Here is a 26,392-nt window from a genome sequence, read left to right on the forward strand (position 1 = left end):
GGTCAGGGTCGCGGTGTAGGTGATCACGCCGCCTTCGGTGACGCTCGGCGTAGCGGCGAGGCTGACGGTGGTGGTATCGATGGAGTCGACCACTTGAGTCACGGCCGGGGTGGTGCTCGGGGCCAGGTTCTCGAAGTTTCCGCCACTGGCCGCCGTGATGGTGGTGGTCACGGTGGTCGGGTCTTTGTAGACGTCGTTGGCCGGGGTCTGGAAGTCGACGCTGCCGGTGGTCTTGCCGGCATCGATGGTGATGGTCTGGCCATTGGACAGGGTCACGCTTACCGGCGTCTGCGCAGCGTTGGTCAAGGTGGCGGTGTAGGTGATCACACTGCCTTCCACGACGCTGGCCGCGGCCGTCAGGGTCAGGTTGGTGGTGTCGAGGGTGTCAGTGATCTGCGTCACCGCCGGCGTTGGGTCGGTGGTCAGGGTCAGCCCTGCGCCGCCGCTGGTGCCGGTGATGGTGGTGGAAATCGAATGGGCATCGATGTACGGCGTGTCGTTCGGTGCCAAGGTGAGGTTGGCCGAACCGCTGGTCTCGCCGGCAGCAATGACAATGGTCAGGCCGTTGGCCAGGGTTACGTTGACCGCGCTGGTGCCAGCCTGGGTCAGGGTCGCGGTGTAGATCAGGGTGCCACCGGCCTCGGTCAGGGTCGGCGTGGCGCTGAGGCTGACGGTCGAGGCCAGGTTGGCCGCCGTGGCATTGGTGGTGTTATTGACGACCGGGTTGACTTGCAGCGTGTCGATTACCGGCGCGCCAGTGCTGAAGGCCGTCGGGAAGCCAATGGTCGGAGCGACCGAGCCGCCCACTGCGTCGAGCAGCACGAAGCTGTGGCCGCCGCCGCCTTCACCACCGGTGTCGGCAGGCCCTGCTGCGGCAGCCTCAAGCTCGGTGGTCGGGTCGGCACCAGCAGCGATGGCTTGCTGCAACTCCGACACTGAAGGCGCTTGCTGCGCGGTGTCGGTGGCGACGATGGTCTCCGGTGCTCCGGCGTTCCAATGGCTGTCACGGCCCAGGTCGATGGTGCGGCCATCTTCCAGCGCCAAGGTCACGGCACCGGCGGCGCCAGTGTCGATCTGTTCCCCGGCAAACAACCGGTCTCCCTCGATGAGCACGCGTTGAATCCCTTCAGGGGATACGGCAATTACTTGGCCAACAATGCTTTTAACGATGGCAACAACAGTGCTCATTGGGAAACTCTCCGGTGTAACCGTTCAGTTGGTATCCATTGGACCGACCGGCCTTCTTTTGCCGTTTCAGACAGAGGACTTAATTAGTGTATTGATACGAATACATGACGCTGAATCGCCAATAGATTGGCTATAGCCGATTGGAATTGAGATTATGCCAAAGTATTGACCTTGGCACACAACTACCCATTCCGACCGTAATGTCACACTGATACTACACTGCGGTCGGTCCCTTCGCCTGGGCAAATCCTGTTTCCGACATGCGGTTTTTTCCCGGCACTCTCTGGCGCCCCTCCCGGGCCATCAAGCAATCACGGCAAAGGGCTAGCATCCTAATTCAAACGCAAGCCTGCCGGGGCTTTGAACGATGAAATTCACATCCGTTCATCTGTAAAGCACAAAGCCTGCCACTGCTTGTGCCTTGGTTCTCAAGCCACTTATTCATCAGCGCCAAGCGCTTGACCTGTATAGAATCTTTCGCGTCGCGGGGCGTCAGTGACGGTTCGCCAACGTCACGGAAATGACGGCAATGCCGCCATAATTTGTCAAAGGTGACAAATTTGGTCCGCCTGTTACTCGCCCCTCACTGCCACTGTGTCGTTTTAACGCAGGTCACTGCCGTCTCCTTTATATCGACACATTGCCCCGACTCTTAAATCGGCCCCGTGCCGTCGGCCTGCAGTTTTACGGTGGCTGGCCGATAAGTGAGCAATGAGGCCCGGGATGAGCGCGACAGCCCGCTTGGCATTGCTTGTGCAATGCCAGTCGTGGGCATCAACAGGTCGGCATGCTGGTAGGTGCCGCGCACGGATGGATTAACCGCACAGAGTGAGAGAGTCAGCGTGGAATCAGAAGTAAAAGTCGAACTCAGTCATGACCCCCGGGGTCAGCACGACGATCCGTTGCTCGACGGCCTGCTGGCTCTGTGCGCGCTCCATCAAAAGCCCGCCAGTCGCGCCATGCTCACCACCGGCCTGCCATTGCCCGCCCAGCGCCTGAGCCCCGAGCTGTTGAGCCGCGCCGCTGCACGCGCTTGCCTGCAGGGTCGTCTGCTGCAACGCAAGCTGGAGACAATCCCGGCCATTGCCTTGCCCGCCCTGTTGCTGCTCAAGGACGGCCGCGCCACGGTATTGCTCGGTTGGGAAGATGACACCGCGCGCTTGCTGCTGAGCGAAAGCGACGGTGGTGAAGTGCGCGTGAGCCGCGAAGTACTGGCCGAGGACTACATCGGCAAGGTGTTCTTCGCCCAGCCGCAGCACAAGTTCGACACCAGCACCGGTACCCTCATTCCTCGCGCCCGCTCGTGGTTTCGCGACACTCTCAAGCGCTCGCGCTGGCTGTACGCCGACGCCATCGCCGCCAGCCTGGTGATCAACCTGATTGCCCTGGCCGCGCCCCTGTTCGTGATGAACGTCTACGACCGCGTGGTCCCCAACCAGGCCACAGCCACTCTGTGGATTCTCGCTGCCGGGATCACCGGCGCCTACATTTTCGACCTGATCCTCAAGGGCCTTCGTGGCCTGTGTCTGGACCTGGCCGGCAAGAAAACCGACCTGATCATTTCGGCCACGCTGTTCGAGCGCATCGTTGGCATGTCGATGAAATTTCGCCCGGCACGGGTCGGCAGCTTTGCCCAGAACATTCACGAATTCCAGGGCATGCGCGACTTTCTCACCTCGCTGACCCTAGCCAGCCTGATCGACCTGCCGTTCACCGTGATCATCCTCGCGGTCATTGCTTTGCTGGGCGGCAACCTGGTGTGGATTCCGATCATCGCGTTCCCGCTGGCGCTGGGTATTGGCCACTTTCTGCAGAAGCCGCTGATGGCCACCATGGAACGCACCATGGCCCTGGGCGCCGAGCGTCAGTCGAGCCTTATCGAAACCCTCGCCGGGCTGGACGCGGTCAAGGTCAATAATGCCGAGAGCGAGCGCCAGTATCAGTGGGAACAGACAATCGGCACCCTCAGCCGCCTGGAGCTGCGGGTCAAGGTGCTGTCGAGCCTGGCCATGAACATCACCTTGCTCATCCAGCAGATGGCTGGCGTGGCCATGATCGCCTTTGGCGTGTACCAGATCATCGATGGCAACCTGAGCATGGGTGGCCTCGTAGCCTGCTACATGCTCAGTGGCCGGGCCCTCGGGCCACTGGCGCAGTTGTCCGGTCTGCTGACCCGTTATCAGCAGGCCAAGGTCACCATGGTCTCGGTGGACCAAATGATGGAGCTGCCCCAGGAGCGCAATTTCGAGGAGCGCCCCATGAGCCGCTCCGTGCTGCAAGGCGCCATTGAGCTGCGCAACCTCAATTTCACCTACCCGGGCCAGCAGAACCTCGCTCTGAACAACGTCAACCTGTCGATCAAGCCGGGCGAGAAGATCGGCATCATCGGCCGCAGCGGCTCGGGTAAAAGCTCGCTGGCCAAGCTGCTGGTGGGTCTCTACCAGGCCGACAGCGGTCAGTTGCTGGTGGATGGCGTCGACATCCAGCAGATCGACGTCAGCGAGTTGCGCCACAACATCGGCTACGTGCCGCAGGACATTCAACTGCTGGCCGGCAGCCTGCGCGACAACCTTGTTTCCGGTGCGCGTTACGTCGAGGACGAGTTGGTGTTGCAAGCTGCCGAACTGGCCGGCGTGCACGAGTTCGCTCGGCTGCACCCGCAGGGCTACGAGTTGCAGGTAGGCGAGCGGGGGCAGAACCTGTCCGGGGGGCAGCGCCAGAACGTGGCGCTGGCCCGCGCCCTGCTGCTCAACCCGCCGGTACTGTTGCTCGACGAGCCCACCAGCGCCATGGACAACACCGGTGAAGAGCGCCTCAAACAGCGCCTGCAAGCGGTGGTGGAAAACAAGACCATCATTCTGGTCACTCACCGGGCTTCGCTGCTGTCGCTGGTCGACCGCCTGCTGGTGATCGACCGTGGACAGATCCTCGCCGACGGCCCGAAAGCCGCCGTGATGGAAGCGTTGAAGAAGGGGCAGATCAGTGTTGCTTAAATCCGCTGTGGGCTATTTCAAGGGCGGCGCCTCGCTGGACGGCCAACCGTTGCCCGAAGTCAAGAAGGCGCTGATCGACGACGCACCGCGCATCGTGCGGCTGACAATCTGGGGCGTGATCGCGTTCTTCGTGTTCCTGATCGGCTGGGCGCATTTCGCCGTGATCGACGAAGTGACCAAGGGCGAGGGCAAGGCCATTCCCTCGTCCAAGGTGCAGAAAATCCAGAACCTGGAAGGGGGCATCGTCGCCGAAATCTATGTCAAGGAAGGGCAGATCGTAGAAGCCGGCGCGCCGTTGATTCGTCTGGACGACACGCGTTTTGCCTCCAACGTCGGCGAGACCGAAGCTGACCGTGTGGCCATGGAGCTGCGGGTCGAACGCCTGAGCGCCGAGGTCGATGACCGTCCGCTGAAAATCACCGATGACGCCCGCAAGTCCGTGCCCCAGCAAGCGGGCAACGAAGAGTCGCTGTACCTGAGCCGCAAGCAGCAACTGGCCGATGAAGTCGGGGGCCTGCAACAACAACTGGTGCAGAAGCAGCAAGAGTTGCGCGAGTTCACCGCCAAGCAGGGCCAGTACAGCAGCAGTCTGGCGTTGTTGCGTCAGGAGATCGGTATGTCCGAGCCGCTGATCAAGACCGGGGCCGTGTCGCCGGTTGAAGTGCTGCGGCTCAAGCGTTCGGAAGTCGAATTGCGCGGGCAGCTGGACGGCACCACCCTGGCGATTCCCCGGGCCCAGGCCGCCATCGAAGAAGCCAAGCGCAAAATCGACGAAGCTCGCGGCAAATTCCGCAGCGACGCTCTGACCCAGCTCAATGAAGCCCGTACCGACCTGAGCAAGGCCCAGGCCACCGGCAAGGCACTGGACGACCGGGTCAAGCGCACCATGGTCACCTCGCCCGTGCGCGGCATCGTCAAGCAGTTGCTGGTCAACACCGTGGGCGGCATCGTCCAGCCCGGCAGCGACCTGCTGGAAATTGTCCCGCTGGACGACACCCTGCTGATCGAAGCACGCATCCGCCCGCAAGACATCGCCTTCCTCCACCCCGGCCAGGAAGCCATGATCAAGTTCACCGCCTACGACTACACCATCTACGGTGGCCTCAAAGGCAAGCTGGAGCAGATTGGCGCCGACACCGTGCAGGACGAAGAGAAGAAGAACACGTTCTATGTCATCAAGTTGCGCACCGACCGCAGCCATCTGGGCACCGATGCCAAACCGCTGCTGATCATCCCCGGCATGGTGGCGTCGGTGGACATCATCACTGGCAAGAAGAGCGTGTTGAGCTATCTGCTCAAGCCGATCATCAAGGCGCGAGCGGAGGCGTTGCACGAGCGGTAGGTTTGCCCGCCGGGGGTCGGCGCACCGTGTTTGCGATCGTGCTCGCGTTACCCGCCAGAAACTCTCGGAAATAGAAAAGGGCAAGCTGACGGTCTCCATGCATCTTTACGCGAAAGTCATTGCGGCCATGGACTCGAAGCTCGCTGTGCAACCGGCAAGGCGACCCAGCTTTGACGGGCTTTGCGAGGTCTTCAAATGAAGCCTCGCTCAGCTGATCGCACCGCTATCAGCGCAATATTTCAAAATAAAAATTCCAAAAATAAAATATATAGAATCTTTATTGATTTTCCTGAGCCGTCGTTCTAGCCTCAGCTCACCGACCGGCCTGCTTATGCAGGCCGGTCAGCGACCAGGCCCACAAGAACAAATCAGGAGCCATCATGACTGTGAATCTAGGCGTCATCGGGACCGGGGCCATTGGCACCGATCATATTCGTCGTTGCCATTACGCGCTGTCCGGCGCGGCGGTGGTGGCGGTCAACGACATCAACGCGGAGCAGGCCCGCAAGGCCGTTAGCGGGCTGGGCATCGATGCCGAGGTCTATGCCAGTGCACAGGACCTGATCAACGCTGCCAACGTGGACGCCATCCTCGTGACTTCATGGGGGCCGGCCCATGAAGAACAGGTGCTGGCCGCCATTGCCGCCGGTAAACCGGTGTTCTGCGAAAAACCCCTGGCCGTGACGGCCGCCGGTTGCCTGCGCATCGTCAATGCGGAGCAGGCCCACGGCAAGCGCCTGGTGCAGGTCGGCTACATGCGCGAGTACGATCAGGGCTACCTGGCACTCAAGGCGGCCATCGACAGTGGCCAGATCGGCGCACCGCTGATGCTCCATTGCGCTCACCGCAACCCTACGGTACCCACCGCTTACGGCACCAGCATGGCGATCACCGACACACTGATCCACGAGCTGGACGTGCTGCGCTGGCTGCTGGACGACGACTATGTGTCGGCCCAGGTGATCTTCCCGCGCCGGACCAGCCACACCCATAGCGCACTGCGTGACCCGCAGATCGTCCTGCTCGAAACGGTCAAGGGCGTGCGCATCGACGTCGAAGTGTTCGTCAATTGCCGTTATGGCTACGACATCCAGTGCCAGGTGGTCGGCGAGGAGGGCATTGCCAGCCTGCCGGAGCCCAGCAGTATCCAGATGCGCAGCGGCGCCAAACTGTCCAACGAGATCCTGATGGACTGGAAAGATCGCTTTATCCAGGCCTACGACGTCGAATTGCAGGCGTTCATCCGCAGCGTGGCCAATGGCGAGATCGGTGGTCCTTCTTCCTGGAATGGCTATGCGGCGGCGGTCGCGGCCGATGCCTGCATTCAGGCCCAGGAAAGCGGCGCTATCGTGCCGATCACGATGCCGGTCAAGCCGGCGTTCTATTCCTGATATCCCTCTTGTAACCCTATCCCTGCAGGACCGAGCTTGCTCGGGAACCCGCTACCGCGATCAACCTGACAAATCGCGGCGCGAGGTTCCCGGGCAATCTCGGTCCTATGAGGCGCGAGCTGTATTTTTCCTGCAAACCAACCGCCAAACGGCCTTGACGAAACATCCGGTCCTAATAGATAGTTAGCAAACTATGAATATCGGATGACATCCCGGGCTGGTTCGTGAACATCGACAAGCTTCAACTCAACATCAGTAGCGGCATGGTGGTCGGCGCCCGTCATTGGCGGCGAATCTGCCAAAGTGCGCTGTCCAACTATGGTATTTCCGAAGCCTGCGCCGTGCCTTTGCTGATGATCGTGCGGCTGGGCGATGGCGTGCGCCAAGTGGCCGTGGCCCACGCCGCAGGGCTTGAAGGCCCGTCGCTGGTGCGCCTCCTGGACCAGCTGTGCAGCGCCGATCTGGTGGTGCGCACTGCCGACAGCACCGACCGCCGCGCCAAGGCGCTCAGCCTGACCGACGCGGGGCGCAGCCTGGCCGAAGCCATCGAGACCGAATTGGTGCGGTTGCGCCGGGAACTGTTCAAGGACGTCGATCGCGCCGATCTGGAAGCCGCCCTGCGGGTCATTCGCGTGTTTGAAGACGCCGTGCCCGGCCTGCCGGCGACGCATCCATGAGTGCATGGTGGAAAGCGTTTACCAGCGACATCCCCCGTGCTCCGGAATGGTTCTATGGGGTGCGGACGTTCGCCGCTTCGATGATCGCCCTGTACATCGCAATGAAACTGGAAATGCCGCGCCCCTACTGGGCCATGGCCACGGTCTACATCGTTTCCAGCCCCTTCGTCGGCCCCACCAGCTCCAAAGCCTTGTACCGTGCCATCGGCACCTTCACCGGCGCCGCTGCGGCTGTACTGTTCGTGCCGATGCTGGTGCAGACACCACTGCTGCTGGTCACCGTCGTTGCCTTGTGGACAGGGACGCTGCTGTTCCTCTCCCTGCACCTGCGCACCGCTAACAGCTATGCGTTCATGCTGGCCGGGTACACCATGCCGCTGATTGCCCTGCCGGTGGTGGACAACCCCACGGCGGTTTTCGACATTGCCTCCGCGCGCTTCCAGGAAATCTGCCTGGGGATTGTCTGTGCTGCCGTGGTGGGCGCCGTGTTCTGGCCCAAGTACCTGGCACCCGTGGTGGTGGGTGCCGCCAGCAAATGGTTCGGCGAAGCGACCACCTACAGTGACCGCTTTCTCGCGCGCGACGCCAAGCCTGAAGAAATCGGGGCGCTGCGCTCGTCCATGGTCGCCACCTTCAACTCTCTGGAGATGATGATCGGGCAACTTCCCCACGAAGGCGCCCGGCCACAGACCGTGCGTAACGCCACCGAATTGCGCGGCCGGGTGATTCACCTGCTGCCGGTGGTGGACGCGCTGGACGACGCCTTGATCGCCCTCGAACGCCGTACGCCGGAGTTAGTGGAGCGAATGGCGCCCTTGCTGATGCAAGGGCGTGAGTGGTTGCAACAACCAGCCGACGATGACTCGACGACGCGCTGGAGCGCTTTGCGCGACGCCATCGAGCAGGCTCAGCCAAGCCCGGAAACGATCGGCGACCGCCGCGAGCTGTTGTTTGCCAACGCACTGTACCGGCTAAGCGAGTGGGTCGATCTCTGGGAAGATTGTCGCTCGCTGGAGCGCGCCATCCGCACCGACAGCCGCGCGCCTTGGCGCCCCGTTTACCGGCACTGGCGCCTGGCCCGGCTCACACCGTTTCTCGACAAGGGCTTGATGCTGTACTCGGTCAGTTCGGCGGTGGTAGCGATCATGGTTTCCTCGATGCTGTGGATCGTCACCGGCTGGAACGATGGCGGCAGCGCAGTGATTCTGGCCGCCGTGGCATGCAGCTTCTTCGCCGCCATGGACGACCCGGCACCGCAGATCTACCGGTTTTATTTCTGGACGGTGGTGGCGGTGATTCTCTCCAGCCTGTACCTGTTCCTGATCCTGCCCAACCTGCATGATTTTCCGATGCTGGTGCTGGCGTTCGCCGTCCCGTTCATTGTGGTCGGCACGTTGACCCTGCAACCGCGCTTTTATCTCGGCACCTTGCTGACCATCGTCAACACCTCGACCTTCATCAGTATCCAGACGACTTACGACGCCAACTTTTTCAACTTCATCAACGCCAACGTGGCCGGCCCGGTCGGGCTGCTTTTTGCCTTCGTCTGGACCCTGGTGGTGCGCCCGTTCGGCGTTGAGGTCGCGGCCACACGCCTGACCCGCTTCAGCTGGCGTGACATCGTCAAGATCACCGAGCCGGCCACCCTGGCGGAGCATCGCCGTCGCGGCGTGAAAATGCTCGACCGCCTGATGCAGCACTTGCCGCGCCTGACCCAGACCGGCCAGGACACCGGCACCGCCCTGCGGGATTTGCGCGTGGCGCTCAATTTGCTGGACGTGCAGGCTTACGCTCGGCGCGTGGCGACCGGCCCGCGGGTGTTGCTTGACCAAGTCACGGCGGACGTCGGCGACTATTTTGCGACCTGCCTCAAGTCCCGCGAACGCCTGGCGGCGCCCATGACCTTGCTGATGACCATGGACCGCGCCCGCCGCGCGCTCAACATCGCGGGCGTGGGTGGTACCGAGGAAGATGCCCGCCGCCATCTGCTGCTGGCGCTCAGCGGCCTGCGCCTGGCCTTGCTGCCGGGGGTGCCGGTGTTGATCGATCCGGAGGACCCCGAGGAACAACCACCCTACGGCCTTGATGGAGCGCCGCTATGATCGGTGAGCTGGACGTCAGCGGTATCTTTCTGCCGACTTTGCTGGTGATGATGGTCATCACCTACCTGCTGTTTCTGGTGGTGCATGGCGTTCTCAACCGCCTGCACTTTTATCGCCTGGTCTGGCACCGGGCTCTGTTCAACGTCGCACTCTACGCCGTGCTGCTCGGCGCGGTAGACGCAATCGGTCGAAGCCTGATGCTATGAAAAAACCTTTGATGACCTTGGGCCGGCTGGTCCTGACTCTGCTTGTTGTCGCCCTTGCCTGCGTCGTGATCTGGCGCCTGGTGATGTACTACATGTACGCCCCTTGGACCCGCGACGGCCATATCCGTGCCGACGTGGTGCAGATCGCCCCGGACGTTTCGGGCTTGATCGAAGACGTCGAAGTGGTGGACAACCAGTGGGTCAAGCGCGGCCAGGTGCTGTTCAAGATCGACCCGGATCGCTTCCAGCTGGCGCTGCGTCAGGCCCAGGCCACCGTGGCCGACCGCAAGGAAACCTACGCCCAGGCGCAACGCGAGAACAAACGCAACAAGGGCCTGGGCAACCTGGTCGCCCGTGAACAGCTCGAAGAGAGCCAGTCCCGCGAGGCACGTGCCCTGGCCGCGCTGAACGAGGCACAGGTGGCGGTGGACGCCGCCCAGCTGAACCTCGACCGCTCGGTGATCCGCAGCCCGGTCAACGGTTACCTCAACGACCGCGCACCGCGCTTGCAGGAGTTCGCCAGTGCGGGGCATGCGAGCTTGTCCATCGTCGATGGCGACTCGTTCCACATCGACGGTTACTTCGAGGAGACCAAGCTGCCGCTGATTCATGTCGGCCAGCAAGTCGACATCCGCATGATGGGTGACAACGCCCGCCTGCGTGGGCATGTGCAAAGCATCGTCGCTGGCATCGAAGACCGTGACCGCACCAGTGGCAGCAACCTGTTGCCCAACGTCAACCCGGCGTTCAGCTGGGTACGACTGGCGCAGCGGATTCCAGTGCGTATCGTCTTCGACGACGTGCCGGCGGACTTTCGCATGATCGCCGGGCGCACCGCGACGGTGTCGATCCTTGACGACGTAACCCGCGCGCCGGTGGCGGCTGGAGCGGCGCAATGAACAGCCTGCTACGGGTGATGGTGGCCGTGGGCGGCGGTTTGCTGCTGTCGGCCTGCCAGATGGTCGGGCCCGACTACAAGATGCCCAAGGACGCGGCGGTCAATCGCCCGGATCTGCAAAGCGAGCTGGACCTGGGCAACAGCAATGTGGTGTCCCTGCCGGTGCCGCAGAACTGGTGGCGGATGTATCAGGACCCGCGTTTGAATGCACTGGTCGAGCAAGCCTTGGCCAGCAACACCGACCTGCGCGTGGCCGCCGCCAACTTGCAACGGGCTCACTACCAGGTCGACGAGGCCCAGGCCGCAGGTGGCTTTGGCGCCAGTGCGTCGGCCGGGGTCCAACGTATCCAGGAGTCGGGCGAAGCGTTCTTGCAGACTGAAAAGCTGCCGGTGGATAACTTCGGCACCGCGTCGATCAACCTGTCCTATCAGTTCGACCTGTGGGGTACCCTCAAACGCGGTATCGAAGCGGCCAAGGCCAACGCTGATGCCACCCAGGCCGCTGCCGACACCGCGCGGATCACCTTGGTGGCCGACGTGGTGCGCTCTTACACGCAGATCTGCGCCGCCAACGATGAATACGCGATTGCCCGGCACTCGCTGGACTTGCAGGAAGAAGGCGTCAATCTGACCACCCGCCTGCGTGACGCCGGTCGTGGTGACGAAACCCAGGTGACGCGTTCGCAGACCCAATTCAAGTCCCTGCGCGCCGAACTGCCGCAGTACGAAGCATTGCGTCAGGCCGGTCTGTATCGGTTGTCGATGCTGCTGGCCAAACCCGTGGGGCAACTGCCCGAGGGTACAGGCCAATGCGCCGAGCTGCCGCACATTGCGCAGGTGCTGCCAGTGGGCGATGGTGCCGAACTGCTCAAGCGTCGCCCTGACGTCCGCCAGGCCGAACGCCTGCTGGCGGCGTCCACTGCACGGATCGGTGTCGCCACTGGCGAGCTGTACCCGAACATCAGTTTCGGCGCCTCCGTGGGGACCGAGGGTATTCTCAGTGATGTGACCCACCCGGCCACCAACCAATGGGCCTTTGGCCCACTGATCAGCTGGACGGTGCCCATGAACGGTGCCCGCGCGCGGATTCACGAGTCTGAAGCCGCGACCCAGGCTTCGCTGGCGCACTTCGACGGCGTGGTGCTCAACGCTATCCGCGAAACCCAGACCGCCTTGGCGCAGTACACCGCCGTGCTGGAGCGCCGCGATGCGCTGGCCGATGCCGAACAATCAGCGCACAGGGCCGCTGACCAGACCCACCGCTTCTATCAGATGGGCCGTGAATCGTTCCTGGCGGACTTGCAGGCGACCCGCACCTACACCGATGCGCGGGCGCAACTGGCCTCGGCCAATACCCAAGTGGCAATGCAGCAGATCACCTTGTTTCTGGCGCTCGGTGGGGGCTGGGAGGCGCAGGCTCCGCTCAAGAAATAAGGGGCTGGATACCGTCACGGCAGAGCCGAGCTTGGTCGGGAAGGGGTTAACCCTACTCCCGAGCAAGCTTGGTCCTGCCGTGACGGTGGCATGGCAGATTAACTCAGAAACCTTCCAGCACGATTTTGCCTTGCGCCCGACCGCTCTCGATCAACTGATGCGCGCGCCGTAAATTGGCCGCATTGATGGTGCCAAAATGCTCGCCAAAGGTGGTTTTCAGCACGCCCTGGTCGACCAGATCGGCCACGCGGTTGAGCAGTTCGTGCTGGCGGATCATGTCCGGGGTTTCGTACAGCGAACGGGTAAACATGAGCTCCCAGTGCAGGGACAGCGCCTTGCGCTTCATGGGCACCACATCCAGGGTCGCCGGGTCGTCGATCAAGGCCAGCTTGCCTTGGGGTTGCAGCGCTTCGATCAACTGGGCGAAGTGGCTATCGGTGTGGGTCAGGCTGGCCACATGAGTGACTTCACCTACACCAATGGCCTGCAATTGCGCCAACAGTGGCTGGCTGTGATCAATGACGTGGTGAGCACCCAATTCGGTGACCCACTGCCGTGTCTCGGCGCGCGACGCCGTGCCGATCACGGTCAGCCCGGTGAGCTGGCGGGCCAATTGCGTGAGGATCGAACCCACGCCACCGGCAGCACCGATGATCAGCAGGCTCTGCCCTTTACCACCGCCTTCGCTGACGCCCAGGCGGTCGAACAGCAGCTCCCAGGCCGTGATGGCGGTCAATGGCAACGCGGCGGCATGGGCGTCGTTCAGGCTTTTCGGCTTGCGCCCGACGATGCGTTCGTCCACCGCATGCAGCTCGCTGTTGGTGCCGGGACGAATCAGCGAGCCGGCATAGAAGACTTCGTCGCCGACCTTGAACAGCTGGGCGTCACGGCCCACGGCCTTGACCACTCCTACGGCATCCCAGCCCAGCACGCGCGGCTCGCTGACGGCAGCGCCCGCGCGGATCTTGGTGTCTACGGGGTTGACCGAGACCGCGTGGACTTCCACCAGCAGATCGCGCGAGCCAGGCACCGGGGTGGGGAGTTCAAGGTCGATCAGCGAGTCGGCGGCGTCGATCGGCCCGTTGCGGGTGTAGGCGATGGCTTTCATGGGGATACTCTTGAAAGAAGTGAATGAAGGTGAGGTCAGTCTGTGCTTCTGCCTGATCCATAAAAAGCGGGGAAATCAGGTAAGACTTTCGCTGAAATCGTGAAAATCACCTCTGCATCAACGAAAACAACGACGCGGCGGCTTGTTTGACCCGCTGCAACTCACGCCCCGGCGAAAATTCACCGGCTTCCTGCCGGCGCCGGTTGAGCTGCACGTTCAAACCTTCTTCATAGCGTTCCTGCAGCAAGGCCAGCAGCGCCGGTACATTGAAATGCGGCTGCCCCTCGGGCACCGACAGCGGCACGATGTGGTCCAGATCCAGCAGCTGCTGGTTGTAGTCCATGGCCTCCTTGACCCGCTTGGCCTGGGCCGGGTCTTCCGAGTTCCAGCGGCCCGGTGGCACCAGTCGATCCGCCTGGTTCATCACCCCCACCAGCACCGGTGGCTTGCGGTCATTGTTCTCGCTTTCCCAGGTGTCGATCAGGCCGCGAAAATGCTGGTCCAGCGCCCGGGCTGGCTGGTTCGCCTTGAGCACCCAAAGCACCAGGTCGCAATCAATGACCTGCTCGAAGAGTTTTTTCTCCAGCTTGCCATCGCCATTGAGGCCGGGCAGATCCACCAGGTTCATCGCCTCTTCGCCGTCCACGGTGCAGGCATAGACCTGCACCTTGTCAGTGGCGGGCAGGGCGCTGACTTCGGCGCGGATGCTGGCGGTGAGGACGTTGACCAGGGTCGACTTGCCTGCACCGACCTGGCCGATCAAGCAGACCCGCAGCGGCTCGGGCGCAGCAGCCATGCGTTCGCGGTCTTCGCCGGCGGCATCGCTGGTGGGCAAGTCCTGATCGTCGAAGCGGAAGTGGCCCCCATAGAGGTCGATGGCCACCTGCAAGACTTCCAGCAGCAGCAGGTGCTTGAGGCGCAGCTGCAAGGCCTCGCTCATGCCGCTGAAGGCCTTGTCGGACAAATGGCCGCGCAACTCGGCCAGCAGTCCCTGGGGCGAAAACATCCGGGCCTTGCGGTACAGGCCGTAGGCGTTCATCAGCCACGGCCCGTAGCGCTCGACGCGCTCACCGAGGGTCATCAGAGAAGAGATTTTCATTCGCTCGATCATGGGCACATTGGCCTTCAACACCAAGCGATAGCGGCGGCTGACCTGCTCGGCAATGGCCAGAAACTCGATGGGTGTGAAAGCCCAGGTGGCGGTGTCCGGGTCGTCGCTGTAACGCCCTGCCACCAGCCGCAATATTTCCAGACCCAAATCCGGCATCGCCGGCCAAGGTGGCTGGACGCCGAGCATCTGCTGCACGTGGGGCAGCACTTCGGTGTGAATCTGGCGGTCACGATCATTCCAGTGAGTCGGCGTGTCGATGGACTGCGCCACGGCTTCATCCAGCGCCGGCACTGCCTCGGTCCGCACCCGGCGCTTGAGCACCCAGAACGGCAGAAGTCCCATCAAGAGCAAGACCACCAGCACCACCACGAACGGCAGGAAATAGCCGTAGTGGAACACCGCATACACCCCGAACCCGGCCAGTGCCAGCAGCGGCGCCAAGGCCGCGATCAGCAGCAGAGGCAGGGTCCGTTCAAGCATTCTTGTCATCGTTGGCTACCGGCAGAATATGATCGAAAGCCTGTTTGAACTTGGCCTTGAGGTCTTCGGAGGTGACGGCTTCGCCGCGCTTTTTCTTATAGAAATACATGCAGGCCACCCGGCCCAGCGCGAACGTGAAGCAATAGCTGGCGACGGCAGCCGAAGCCCCGCCGACGGTCTGGCCATAGACCGGAATGAATTTGATCAGTTGGCGCAAACCCAGTTTCGAGGCGTACTGGATGCCAAAGCCGGCGCCCATGGCCGCACCAAACTCGCTGAGCAGCCGCGTGGTCCACTCCAGCCCGTACTGATTCGCCAGGCTGTGCAGCATCTTGGCCTGAATCGCTGGCACGGCCACCAGCCCGACGCCCGGAACGGCGTCGCTGGCACCTGCGGCACCGGCGTACCACATGATTTCGCGCTTGAGCTGCTGAAAGTTGAGCTCTTCACTGTTGTCATGGGCTTCGTCGGTGAACAATTCGGCGAGGATCGGCAACAGCTCCTTGAGCCGGCGCACCAGTGCTTCCAACCCTACGGGGTGACCCTCGCGGCCATAGAAGTCCACGGCCAGGCTGTCGATCGGGCCCCACACGGCTTCCACCTGTTCTTCGTTGTGGCGCAGGCAGCGAACCCGGTCTTCGTCGTCGAGCAACTCGACGCCGGTCTGCACCAGCAGCGCCTGCTTGATGTGCCCGGCGCGCTTGATGTGTTTGAGAGCCTTGAGAATCTGCGATTGCTCGGGGTCTTCGGCGCGCATCACCAGGATCAGCGCATTGCTGGCGGCCTCCAGGTTGCGGATGTCTTCGGCCGGGTCATAGTTGGCCTCGGCCAGGCCGCGGGTGTCCATGAACGCCAGCACCGGCTTGTCCTGAGGGTACAGGTACTGGGCGGAGGTCATGGTGCAGGGTTTGAAGCCCTGGCCGACCTCGATCTTGTCCAGCCCGGTGAGCGCGCGGATCAACGATGATTTGCCTGCACCGGTCTTGCCCAGCAGCCACAGGGTCGGCAGATGGTTCTCGCTGTGGATGAACGCCGATTGCAGGTTGGGGTTCTTTTCCGGGTTCAGCTTGCGGTAGATATCGCCAAGCAGACTCATGGGGCGGTGACTCCTGATAGGCCAGCTCAATAGCTTATGACAACAAACAGGCTGCAGATTCAATCTGATGGACACGGTCTCGAGTCCTCATACCGACAATCGACCCCCCAATTGCCACAAATATTCAGTAAGCTACACGCCTTTCTCCAATCCCTTGACGCAGGGCACACAGCGGCTATGAAAGCAAAGGTCTTCATCGACGGCGAACACGGTACCACCGGCCTCCAGATCCGTACCCGGCTGGCCGGGCGCACCGACCTCGAGGTGCTCTCGATTCCCGAGGCCGAGCGCCGCAACAAGGATCTGCGCGCCGACTACCTGCGCGGCGCCGACATCGCCATCCTCTGCCTGCCTGATGACGCCTCCCGCGAAGCCGTGGCCCTGCTCGAAGGCCACACCAGCACGCGCATCATCGACACCTCCACGGCGCACCGCGTGCACCCGGACTGGGCCTACGGCTTTGCCGAGCTGGAAAAAGACCAGGCCAGCCGCATCGCCTCGGCGCGCGGCGTGGCCAATCCTGGCTGCTACCCCACCGGCGCCATCGCCCTGGTCCGCCCGCTGCGCGACGCCGGCCTGCTGGCCGCCGATCAAGGCATCACGGTCAACGCGGTGTCCGGTTACACCGGGGGCGGCAAGCAGATGATCGCCCAGTTCGAAGACCCGGCCAACCCGGACCCGATCAGCTCGAGCCAGTTTGTCTACGGCCTGAACCTGCAACACAAGCACGTCGCCGAGCTGGCCAAGCATGGCCGTCTGGAGCGTCGCCCGCTGTTCAGCCCGAGCGTGGCGCGCTTCCCGCAAGGCATGATTGTGCAGGTTCCACTGTTCCTCTCGGACCTCAACGGGGCATCGCTGGCCGATGTTCACGCTGCCTTGGTTGCCCATTACCAGGGCCAGTCCATCGTCGAAGTGGTGCCGCTGGAGCAAAGTGCGGCCCTGACCCGTGTCGAAGCGGAAGCACTGGCCGGCCAGGACACCATGAAATTGTTCGTCTTCGGCACGCCGGGGCAGGAGCACGTGAATCTGGTAGCGCTGCTGGATAACCTCGGCAAGGGCGCTTCTGGGGCGGCAGTACAGAATATGGATTTGATGCTGGGTCACTGATCCGCCGCGCCACCGCTTGGTACTGCTTACACGGTACTGCCCGGCAACTGATTCAAGCGAATCTGCTCCATGGGCTCGGCCAATATCTTTTCCAGCACCGGCATGGCATTGGTCAGGGTCGGTGCTTTCATGTGCGCTTGCAGCGCCGCTTCATCATCCCAGCTTTCATAGGACACGAACCGCGTCGGGTCTTTCAGGTCCACCAGCAGGGCATAGGCCTGGCACCCCGGCTCTTGTTGAAAATGGGGCAGTGCAGCCTGCAGCAGGGTATGCAGCTGCGCTTCCTTGCCCGGGGTGGCTTTCATGATGGCGACGACATTGAGGGGGGTGCTCATGGGCTGCGTCCTTGAGTGGCGCCGGGATGGGGCCATTAATCACTCCGACAGGCGCCACGGCGTTTCGATCAAAAGGATTTCTGCGCCCGTCAGGCGTTATCCGCCGGCCGCAGCCACTCCATCAACGCAAACAGGCCGCAGACAATCACCAGCACCACCACCGAAGCTGCCGCCAGGGTGGGCGAGACCTGCAACAGGATGCTGTCCCACATTTGCTTGGGCAGCGTGGTCTTCAGGCCGCCGCCGATGAACATCGCCACGGTCAGTTCCTCGAACGACTGCAGAAATGCAGTGACCAGGCCTGCGAACAGACCGGCCTTGATCAGCGGCAAGGTGACCTTGCAAAACACCCGCCATGGCGGCGCACCCAGGGTCGAAGCCGCCTGATCCAGCCGCCAGTCGTAATGCTTGAAGGTCGCCAGCAGTACCACGAAGGCCATCGGCAAGGCGATTACCGTGTGCCCGATGATGATGCCCAAATTGGTGGCCACCAGTGACATCTTCGCAAACAGATAGAACAGCGAAACCGAGATGACGATAGGCGGAATGATCATCGGCAGCATGAAGATCAAAAACGCCAGGCCGCCGAGGCGGCTGCGGCTGCGCGCCAGGCCGAACGCGGCGAGGGTAGCGATTGGCAGGGTGATCACGGCCGTGGCAATGCCGATGCCGAAGGAGCGCAAGGTGGCACTCATCCATAGCTCGGAATGCACGTATTCGCTGAACCATTTCACGCTCCAACTGGGGGGCGGAAAGGACAGGAAGGTCGAGCCGGTAAAGGCCATCGGGATGAAGGCCAGAATCGGCACCACCAGCACGGCAATCAGCAACCACGCATAGCTGGACAGCAGCCAGCCCGCCTGGCGCTCGCCGAACAGCCGCGCGTAACCACGGGCCAGCGCGTCACACAGATCGCCCATCATACGGCCGATGCCCAGGCCCAGGGCGCGCATCAGGCCGCTGCTGTTGTGCTGGCCCGAGCTTTCTCCCGACAGTGTGGAAAGGCCAAAGGTACGGTCGTAGACAAAACAACTCGCCAAGGCCGCCAGCACCAGCATCACCGCAATGGCCGCGCCCATCTGCCAGTTTTGTAGCTGGTTGATTTGCACGATGATCAGCTGACTGAGCTGAGTGTCCTTGGCACCGCCCAGCAGCGTCGGCACGATGAAAAAGCCGAGGGAGGAAATGAACGTCAGCAAGCCTGCGGCGGCCACCCCTGGCATCGACAGGGGCAGATATATTCGCCAAAACCGCTGCGGCGCGCTGGCGCCCAGGGTATCGGCGGCCTGGGTGAGACGGCTGTCTATCTGGTTCATGATCGGCAGCATCACCACCACGGTCAGTGGCAGCATGGTATGGACCATGGCGAATACCACGGTGGCGCGTTGAAACAGTAACTCGGCCGGGGCCATGCCAAGGGCCGTCAGCAGGTCATTGACCACGCCGTTGCGGCCGAGAAACACCAGCCAGGCGAAGTTTTTGACCAAGGCGCTGGTCCAGAATGGCAGCAACACGAACAACGCCGAAATCCTCTGCCGGCGAGGGCTCAGGCGCGCCAGCCAGTAGGCCAGCGGGTAGCCCAGCCCCAGACACCACAGCGTGGTCTGCAAGGCCACGTTGAACGTGGACAGGAGCGTTCGGGTATAGACGTTGCCGGCGAAGACCTTGTCGAAAGCCGAAAGGGTCCAAACGCCGGTGTGCGGGTCCTTGAGGCTTACCAGCAACAGTTGCCAGGAGGGGTAGAGCAGGAAGACGGTCAGAAACAGTACGCCGGGTAAGGCCAGCCAAAGCGCACCCAACTGCATGCGCGGACTTCGGGCGATCTCGGGGGCTGCGATGGCCAGGTCACTCATGCCCGGGTCCTCCTCTGCTTACTTGGCGTGACGGTTGGTGGGCCGGCTCAGGCCCAGATGGTCGCGCAGGGTCGTGCCGGTGTATTCGCGCTTCATCAGGTCACGCTCCTGCAACAGCGGCACCACGTGTTCGACGAAGTCCTGCATACCGCCGGGCATGGTGTGGAATATCATCATGAAACCATCGGCCGCACCGGCTTCCAGCCACTCCTGCATGTGGTCGGCGACCTGGGTGGCGGTGCCGCGAAAGGTCACGTTACCCCGCTCATAGCGCATGCACATCTCGCGCAGGGTAAGTTTCTCCTCGCGGATCATGCTGACGATGTAGTCGAAGTAGGCCTTGTGGAAGTTGGACACCGCCGGGATGCGCGACTCGGGAATCGGCTCGTCCAGGGGCAGGTCCGATAGGTCGGTTTCCAGGTCCTGGGCCAGGCGCATGCGGCCGACGTCGGGGTGGATCATGCTCTGCAGATGCTGGTATTTCGCTTCCGCTTCCTCGGTGGTGGCGCCAATGACAACCGACAGGCCGGTGAGGATCTTCAACGAATCGGCGCTGCGGCCGAATTTCACCACGCGGGCCTTCAGGTCGTCGTAGAAGACTTTGCCTTTCTCCACCGTCGGGTCGGAGGCGAACACCACTTCGGCAGTACGCGCGGCGAAATCCTTGCCGGTTTCCGAAGCGCCGGCCTGGATGATTACCGGTTTGCCCTGGGGCGAGCGGGCGATGTTGAGGGCCCCGTGCACGGTGAAATATTCGCCGTCGTGATCCACTGGGTGCTGTTTTTCGGCAATAAAGTTCAGGCCGTTCTTGCGGTCATTGACGAAGGCATCGTCTTCCCAGGTGTCCCAGAGCTTTTCCACCACGTCGACGAACTCAATGGCCTTGTCGTAGCGTTTGGCGTGGGGCGGCAGTTTGTCCAGACCGAAATTGCGTGCAGCGTAGTCATTGGCGCTGGTGACCACGTTCCAGGCCGCGCGGCCGTGGCTGAGATGGTCCAGGGAGGCAAACTGGCGTGCCAGGTTATAGGGTTCCATGAAACTGGTGGACGCGGTGGCACCCAGGCCGATGTGTTTCGTCGCCACGGCCAACGCCGAGAGCAGGGTGATGGGCTCGAACACGTTCATGAACATCGGGAAGCGGCTCCACGCGTACAGGTTGTCTGTGCGGGCGGCCGGGGTGTCGGCGATGAAGAAAATGTCGAAGCAGCCGCGCTCGGCCAGTCGAGCCATGGCGATGAAGTGTTCGATGCTGGTGGACGCGTCATCGAGGGTGCCTGTCTGCATCCACGAGGCGGGGTGTGCGCCGGTGCCTTGCACCAGCGTGGCGAGGGCCATGTGGCGTGGGGTGGTCATGTTCAGCTCCTGGGGCCGGGGTTCATTTTTGCCTGTAGGGCAGACACAAGTGCTGGATCATCCCAACATCCACTCCTGAAACCGCTCCGTCACGGCGTCATAGTTGGCGCCCCACCAGACCACATCCATCGGCGTCAGGCCTTTGAGGTTTTCCGGCGAGCTGGGCAGTACCTTGGCCCGCTCGGGCGAGAGAATGTCGAACGCCTTCTTGTTGGTCGGGCCGTTGGCGACGATGCCCGAGAAGATCGCCTGCTGTTCGGGACGCAGGCAGAACGCCACGAACTTGCGCGCCAGATCCAGACGCGGGGTGCCCAGCGGAATCGACCAGCCATCCACCGAATACAGCCCTTTCCAGATGATTTCCAACGGCGTGCCGGCGCTGATGGCGGCATAGCCACGGGCGGACCAGGTGTCGGAGATGTCCACTTCGCCGTTTTGCAAGATCTGGGTGTTCTGCGCCCCGGCCGTCCACCACACAGCAACGTCGTTGCGGATGGCGTCGAGTTTTTTGAAGGCCCGGTCCACGTCCAGCGGGTACAGATCTTTGGGTGCTACGCCATCGGCCAGCAGGGCCATTTCCAGCACGCCCCAGCCGCTCTTGTACAGGCCGCGGCGGCCGGGAAATTTCTTCGCGTCCCAGAAATCCGCCCAGTCGGTCGGGGCGTTGCCGGCGAATTTCTGCTTGTTGTACGCCATGACGATGCCGAACACCGAGAAGCCCAGCCAAGTGCTGGTGGCCATGCCAGGGAGGATGTCACTGATCTGAGCAGCCGGCAGGTTGAGGTCGGCCAGGTAGTTTTTCGGGGTGGTCAGCCGCGCGACGTTGTCCTGGGTGACCATGCTCACATCCCAGATGAAAGTGTTGGCGTCCACCAGCAGCTTGAACTGGGTCACTGGATCGGAATCGTGGGCGACGCCAATCACCTTGATGCCGGTCTCTTTCTCGAACGGATCATAAAACGCCGCCTTGATCGCCGGCGCTACCGCACCGCCGACGTCGGCCACGGTGATGGTCTCGGCGCCAAAGGCACGGTTACCGGTCCAGATAGTCGGCGCGGCCATTGCCGCGGCGGCGACACCGGCCCCCTTGATCACACTGCGTCGCGAAAAACCCTTGCTGTCTGGCATCAACGCGTTCCCCCGGTTGGTTTCATTTGTAAGATGTCAGGCCTTGAGCACATGACCCTGATGAGTAGGCCACTGCACGCCGAGTACGGCGCCAAGCGGCAATGACGGCATTCCTGAAGCGCGACGCGCGATGATCGAATTGCCGGAGGCCAGACGCAGCACCACCCGAGTCTCGACCCCGGCGTACACCGACTCGATGACCTGGCCCTGCACCACACCGGTGTCTTCCAGAACGATGTGTTCGGGGCGGACCACCAGCGCCGCCTGATCGCCCGGGGCGAAGCCATGGCCGCCAGGCAGGGCGAACGTACCGTCGGCCGACTCGATCCGATCACCCGTCATGACGCGTCCTTGGATCACGTTGGAGAGCCCGATGAACCGCGCCACCGCCACACTGCGTGGACGCTCGTACATCACCTGCGGCGCATCGATCTGCTCGATGCGGCCGTTATGCATCAGGCAGATACGATCCGACAGAGCCAGGGCTTCATCCTGGTCGTGGGTGACGAAAATGATGGTCGAGCCGGTTTCGCGGTGCAGTCGCTTGATCTCCATCTGCATGGACTCGCGCAACTGCCGGTCCAGCGCCGACAGCGGCTCGTCCATCAGGATCAGCGACGGCTTGTAGACGAAGCAGCGGGCCAGCGCGACGCGTTGCTGCTGACCGCCGGAGAGCTCGCGGGGGAAACGCTGGTGCAGGTCCTTCAAGCCGACCATGGCCAGAGCGTCGGCCACTTGCACCCTGGCCTCGCTACGGGACACACCGCGCATGTCCAGGGCAAAGGCGACGTTCTGCGCCACGGTCAGGTGAGGGAACAACGCGTAGTTCTGAAACACCACACCGATGCCGCGCTTGTGCGCTGGCGCGTGCGTCTGGTCCTGACCATCGATGACAATGCGCCCACTGCTGGGCGCCACCAGGCCGCTGATGACCTGAAGCAAGGTGGTCTTGCCCGAGCCGGAAGCGCCCAGCAGGGTCAACAACTCACCGCTGCGTACCTCCAGGTTGAGGGATTGCAGCGCGCAGATGTTGCCGTAGTGCTTGCTCAGCGCCTCGATGCGCAGCTTGATGAGCGCTGTGGCCTCGGTTTTGGTGGAGGATTCGGGGGTATTGAAAGTGAGGGGTTTTGCCTGGGCCTGCATGCTCGATTCGACCTCCACTGCGGGCGACGCGGCAGGGTGTGGGGGGGTGAACCCAGCCCTGTATAGACAGGGTTTTGCAAGGGTGGTGCCAGTTTGGCGCCGGGGTGGCCGAGGCGGAGTTTAACTAGCTGATTAAAATCAGATATTTCGTCTGGTGAAGGAGGAGGGATGACAGGCGCAGTCGCTGACGGTGCCAGGCCTTGCACGATATGGGGGCGGTGACGGGTTTGGCGCCCTTAGTTGATCAGTGTTCATGAGGCGGGCCTTACCCGATCCTCATAACCCACCACAGCCCCCTCCACCCGAACCCCAACCACCTCCCCGACCTGCGGGCAGGCATGCCCTGGCAGCCGGGCAATCAAAGCGGTCGACAGCACCTCCAGAAGATCGAGATGCACACAGGCATCATGCCCGTAGTAATCCACTTTCACGACCCGCGCCGTGACGGTGTTCGCACCCTCCTCAACAGTCCCGATCCTGACCTGCTCCGGCCGCAGCAACACCTGTACCGGCCCGGCAGGCATCGGCGCCATGAGTGGGGAAGTACCCAGTGCAAACACCACTTGAGTACCCTCGACCCGCCCAGGCAACAACATCGCATCGCCGACAAACCGCGCCAACTCCGGCGTCACAGGCATCCGATACAACTGCTCGGGACTCGCCACCTGCACCAGCTCGCCGCTCCACAGCACCGCCACCTCGTTGCCCATGGACAGTGCTTCGGACTGGTCATGGGTCACCAGCAAGGCTGTCGCGCCGGCGGCCGAGAGCGCCTGGGCCACGGCCTGCCGGGTCTCCACGCGCAGGCCGGCATCCAACGAAGAAAACGGCTCGTCGAGCAAGACCAGGGTCGGGGCGGGCGCCAGCGCCCGGGCCAGCGCAATGCGTTGTTGTTGGCCTCCAGACAATGAATGAGGTGAGCGCCCGGCAAAGTCGGCGGGCAGGCCCACCAGTTCCAGCAATTCATCGACGCGGTGACGGGTCTTGCGCAGTGCGCGTGGCAAACCGAAAACGATGTTCTCGGCCACCGACAGGTGCGGGAACAGCGCGCCTTCCTGTGCCACGTAGCCGATGCGGCGCTGCTCGGGCGGGACGAAGATACCGGGTCCGGAGACCTCTTGGCCATTGATCCGAATGCTCCCTCCATCGCCCCGTTCGAAGCCGCACAGCAGCCGCAACAGCGTGGTCTTGCCGCTGCCCGACGGACCGAGGATCGCCACCAGGCTGCCGGAGGCGACCGACAGGTCGATGTCGCGCAAGACTGCGATGTTACCGAAGTTTTTGCGCAAGCCGCGAATGTCTACATCAGCCATGCCGATACCTATGATGAGTGGCTTCCCAGCACTGCCGATTTGCCAAACAGCGACATCAGCAGCCAGATCGAAAACAGTGAAATGCCGACCAGCATAGCGGCAAAAGGTGCAGCGGCGGCAAAGGCCAGCGCCGAGGCTTGGTGGGTTCTCGACAAGACTTGAGATAAGCCCTTGAAGTCAAGTTGATGGGTAGGGGGTAGGGTTTGATGGCACAAAAAAAGCCCCGCCTGGCAGACCCGGCGGGGCTTTGTTGCGCCTGAAGCTGCCACCTTCCTGTCAGGAAGGATTCACAGTTCGGCGAAGAGGCTGACAGCCTCGAATGAGATGGTGCACCAGGCGGGATTCGAACCCACGACCCCTGCCTTCGGAGGGCAGTACTCTATCCAGCTGAGCTACTGGTGCAACGCGGGCGCCATGATACCCATCTACCTGCCGTGCGTCTATTGCGACGAGAGGTGAGCTATATTCTTTCGGTTGCCGGGGTCCAAACGTTGGGTGCTCGATAAAAACGACGGATCCGCCCACGGACGTTCTTTTTTTCGAACGGCCTATTGTCCTTTCACCCCATAGATCCTAGGATCTCGTTCGAGATTTCAAACGATCTTCCACATCCCCATCAGCGCCGTCCGTACACGGGGCTAATAAAGGAAGCCGACATGCAACTGAAAGATTCGAATCTGTTCCGCCAGAAAGCCTACGTCGACGGTGCATGGCTGGACGCGGACGGCGGGCAGACGATCAAGGTCAACAACCCGGCCACTGACGAAATCCTGGGCACGGTGCCGAAAATGGGTGCAGCCGAGACCCGTCGTGCCATCGAGGCGGCCGACAAGGCGCTACCGGCCTGGCGTGCCCTGACCGCCAAGGAGCGCTCGAACAAGCTGCGCCGCTGGTTTGAATTGATGATCGAAAACCAGGACGATCTCGGCCGCCTGATGACCCTGGAGCAGGGCAAGCCGCTGGCTGAAGCCAAAGGCGAGATCGCCTACGCCGCTTCCTTTATCGAGTGGTTCGCCGAAGAAGCCAAGCGCGTGTACGGCGACACTATCCCCGGGCACCAGCCGGACAAGCGCTTGATCGTGATCAAGCAACCGATCGGGGTCACCGCGGCCATCACGCCGTGGAACTTCCCGGCGGCGATGATCACCCGCAAAGCTGGCCCGGCTCTGGCCGCGGGTTGCACCATGGTGCTCAAGCCGGCCTCGCAGACGCCGTTCTCGGCCTTGGCCCTGGCTGAGCTGGCCGAACGTGCCGGTATTCCGAAAGGCGTGTTCAACGTGGTCACCGGCAGCGCTGGCGACATTGGCGGCGAGCTGACCAGCAACCCGATCATCCGCAAGCTGTCGTTCACCGGCTCGACTGAAATCGGTCGCCAGTTGATGGCCGAGTGCGCCCATGACATCAAGAAGGTCTCGCTGGAGTTGGGGGGCAACGCGCCCTTTATCGTGTTCGACGACGCTGACCTGGACAAGGCCGTCGAAGGCGCGATCATCTCCAAGTACCGCAACAACGGCCAGACCTGCGTCTGCGCCAACCGTCTGTATGTGCAGGATTCGGTCTACGACGCCTTCGCCGAGAAGCTGAAAGTGGCGGTGAACAAGCTGAAAATCGGCAACGGTCTGGAAGAAGGCACCACCACCGGCCCGCTGATCGATGGCAAGGCCGTGGCCAAGGTTCAGGAGCACATCGCCGACGCCCTGAGCAAAGGCGCGACCGTGCTGACCGGCGGCAAGCTGATCGAAGGTAATTTCTTCGAGCCGACCGTGCTGGTCAATGTGGCCAAGAACTCTGCCGTGGCGAAGGAAGAAACCTTCGGCCCGCTGGCGCCGCTGTTTCGCTTCAAGGACGAGGCCGAAGTGATCGCCATGGCCAACGACACCGAGTTCGGCCTGGCGTCGTACTTCTACGCCCGTGACCTGAGCCGCGTGTTCCGTGTGGCGGAAGCGCTGGAATACGGCATGGTGGGGATCAACACCGGCCTGATCTCCAACGAAGTCGCGCCGTTTGGCGGGATCAAGGCGTCGGGCCTGGGCCGTGAAGGCTCCAAGTACGGCATCGAAGACTACCTGGAAATCAAATACCTCTGCATTTCGGTCTGACACCGGACAGAGACACTCCGGCGGTCCGCCGCCCC

General features: G+C 62.4%; 20 protein-coding genes and 1 tRNA gene. 10 read left to right on the plus strand and 11 right to left on the minus strand.

What is annotated here, in order from left to right:
* Positions 1–1,188: retention module-containing protein (locus HB675_RS10925; protein ID WP_213878325.1), on the minus strand; the 1,188-nt coding region annotated here is incomplete at its 3' end.
* A gap of 842 nt (positions 1,189–2,030) precedes the next feature.
* On the opposite strand from HB675_RS10925, the gene HB675_RS10930 reads away from it, so the two are divergent.
* The 8 genes from HB675_RS10930 (at position 2,031) to HB675_RS10965 (ending at position 12,231) form a co-directional block, all read left to right on the plus strand.
* On the plus strand, positions 2,031–4,181 hold the full coding sequence (locus tag HB675_RS10930; RefSeq protein ID WP_213878326.1) for a type I secretion system permease/ATPase: 2,151 nt from the start codon (positions 2,031–2,033) through the stop codon (positions 4,179–4,181).
* Complete coding sequence (locus HB675_RS10935) at positions 4,171–5,523, plus strand: HlyD family type I secretion periplasmic adaptor subunit (RefSeq protein WP_213878327.1); 1,353 nt, start codon at positions 4,171–4,173, stop codon at positions 5,521–5,523. Before HB675_RS10930 ends, HB675_RS10935 begins: the two co-directional genes overlap by 11 nt.
* A gap of 380 nt (positions 5,524–5,903) precedes the next feature.
* On the plus strand, positions 5,904–6,914 hold the full coding sequence (locus tag HB675_RS10940) for a Gfo/Idh/MocA family oxidoreductase (RefSeq protein WP_213878328.1): 1,011 nt from the start codon (positions 5,904–5,906) through the stop codon (positions 6,912–6,914).
* Between the two features lie 224 nt (positions 6,915–7,138).
* Positions 7,139–7,591 carry a MarR family transcriptional regulator gene (locus HB675_RS10945; RefSeq protein ID WP_213878329.1) on the plus strand — a complete coding sequence of 151 codons (453 nt, stop codon included), beginning with the start codon at positions 7,139–7,141 and terminating at the stop codon, positions 7,589–7,591.
* Positions 7,588–9,693, plus strand: a complete 2,106-nt coding sequence (locus HB675_RS10950; protein WP_213878330.1) for an FUSC family protein — start codon at positions 7,588–7,590, stop codon at positions 9,691–9,693. The genes HB675_RS10945 and HB675_RS10950 overlap by 4 nt, the downstream gene beginning before the upstream one ends.
* Positions 9,690–9,899, plus strand: a complete 210-nt coding sequence (locus tag HB675_RS10955; protein ID WP_213878331.1) for a DUF1656 domain-containing protein — start codon at positions 9,690–9,692, stop codon at positions 9,897–9,899. Before HB675_RS10950 ends, HB675_RS10955 begins: the two co-directional genes overlap by 4 nt.
* On the plus strand, positions 9,896–10,798 hold the full coding sequence (locus HB675_RS10960; RefSeq protein ID WP_213878332.1) for an HlyD family secretion protein: 903 nt from the start codon (positions 9,896–9,898) through the stop codon (positions 10,796–10,798). Before HB675_RS10955 ends, HB675_RS10960 begins: the two co-directional genes overlap by 4 nt.
* The gene (locus tag HB675_RS10965) at positions 10,795–12,231 is read left to right on the plus strand and encodes an efflux transporter outer membrane subunit (RefSeq protein WP_213878333.1); all 1,437 of its coding nucleotides are present in this window, start codon (positions 10,795–10,797) and stop codon (positions 12,229–12,231) included. The genes HB675_RS10960 and HB675_RS10965 overlap by 4 nt, the downstream gene beginning before the upstream one ends.
* Before the next feature lie 103 nt (positions 12,232–12,334).
* On the opposite strand, the gene HB675_RS10970 is transcribed toward HB675_RS10965, so the two are convergent.
* The 3 genes from HB675_RS10970 to HB675_RS10980 all read right to left on the minus strand — a co-directional run bounded on the left by HB675_RS10970 (position 12,335) and on the right by HB675_RS10980 (position 16,026).
* Positions 12,335–13,339: a zinc-binding alcohol dehydrogenase family protein gene (locus tag HB675_RS10970; protein WP_213878334.1), complete on the minus strand. Its 1,005-nt coding sequence runs from the start codon at positions 13,337–13,339 to the stop codon at positions 12,335–12,337.
* Between the two features lie 106 nt (positions 13,340–13,445).
* On the minus strand, positions 13,446–14,930 hold the full coding sequence (locus HB675_RS10975; protein WP_213878335.1) for a GTPase: 1,485 nt from the start codon (positions 14,928–14,930) through the stop codon (positions 13,446–13,448).
* On the minus strand, positions 14,923–16,026 hold the full coding sequence (locus HB675_RS10980; protein ID WP_213878336.1) for a GTPase: 1,104 nt from the start codon (positions 16,024–16,026) through the stop codon (positions 14,923–14,925). Before HB675_RS10980 ends, HB675_RS10975 begins: the two co-directional genes overlap by 8 nt.
* 177 nt (positions 16,027–16,203) lie before the next feature.
* On the opposite strand from HB675_RS10980, the gene argC reads away from it, so the two are divergent.
* Positions 16,204–17,133 carry an N-acetyl-gamma-glutamyl-phosphate reductase gene (gene argC / locus HB675_RS10985; protein ID WP_213878337.1) on the plus strand — a complete coding sequence of 310 codons (930 nt, stop codon included), beginning with the start codon at positions 16,204–16,206 and terminating at the stop codon, positions 17,131–17,133.
* Between the two features lie 26 nt (positions 17,134–17,159).
* Here argC and HB675_RS10990 read toward each other — a convergent pair whose 3' ends face one another.
* The 7 genes from HB675_RS10990 to HB675_RS11020 form a co-directional block, all read right to left on the minus strand.
* Entirely contained in the window at positions 17,160–17,468 is a 309-nt protein-coding gene (locus tag HB675_RS10990) for a putative quinol monooxygenase (RefSeq protein ID WP_213878338.1), read from the minus strand.
* 89 nt (positions 17,469–17,557) lie between these two features.
* Complete coding sequence (locus tag HB675_RS10995; protein WP_213878339.1) at positions 17,558–19,321, minus strand: ABC transporter permease subunit; 1,764 nt, start codon at positions 19,319–19,321, stop codon at positions 17,558–17,560.
* Positions 19,322–19,339: 18 nt separating this feature from the next.
* A complete protein-coding gene (locus HB675_RS11000; protein WP_213878340.1) occupies positions 19,340–20,674 on the minus strand; it encodes an LLM class flavin-dependent oxidoreductase in 1,335 nt (444 codons plus the stop codon).
* A 57-nt stretch (positions 20,675–20,731) separates the two neighbouring features.
* Positions 20,732–21,802, minus strand: a complete 1,071-nt coding sequence (locus tag HB675_RS11005; protein WP_213878588.1) for an ABC transporter substrate-binding protein — start codon at positions 21,800–21,802, stop codon at positions 20,732–20,734.
* A gap of 36 nt (positions 21,803–21,838) precedes the next feature.
* Positions 21,839–22,945: an ABC transporter ATP-binding protein gene (locus HB675_RS11010; protein WP_213878341.1), complete on the minus strand. Its 1,107-nt coding sequence runs from the start codon at positions 22,943–22,945 to the stop codon at positions 21,839–21,841.
* 251 nt (positions 22,946–23,196) lie between these two features.
* Positions 23,197–24,258: an ABC transporter ATP-binding protein gene (locus HB675_RS11015; RefSeq protein WP_213878342.1), complete on the minus strand. Its 1,062-nt coding sequence runs from the start codon at positions 24,256–24,258 to the stop codon at positions 23,197–23,199.
* A gap of 325 nt (positions 24,259–24,583) precedes the next feature.
* Positions 24,584–24,660, minus strand: a tRNA-Arg gene (locus HB675_RS11020).
* A gap of 254 nt (positions 24,661–24,914) precedes the next feature.
* Between HB675_RS11020 and gabD the strand changes: the two genes are divergently transcribed.
* Positions 24,915–26,357, plus strand: coding sequence for an NADP-dependent succinate-semialdehyde dehydrogenase (gabD, locus tag HB675_RS11025; protein WP_213878343.1), 1,443 nt, complete (start codon positions 24,915–24,917; stop codon positions 26,355–26,357).
* Positions 26,358–26,392: the final 35 nt, after the last annotated feature.

The organism is Pseudomonas sp. dw_358 (assembly GCF_018449655.1).
In the GTDB taxonomy this organism is placed as follows: domain Bacteria; phylum Pseudomonadota; class Gammaproteobacteria; order Pseudomonadales; family Pseudomonadaceae; genus Aquipseudomonas.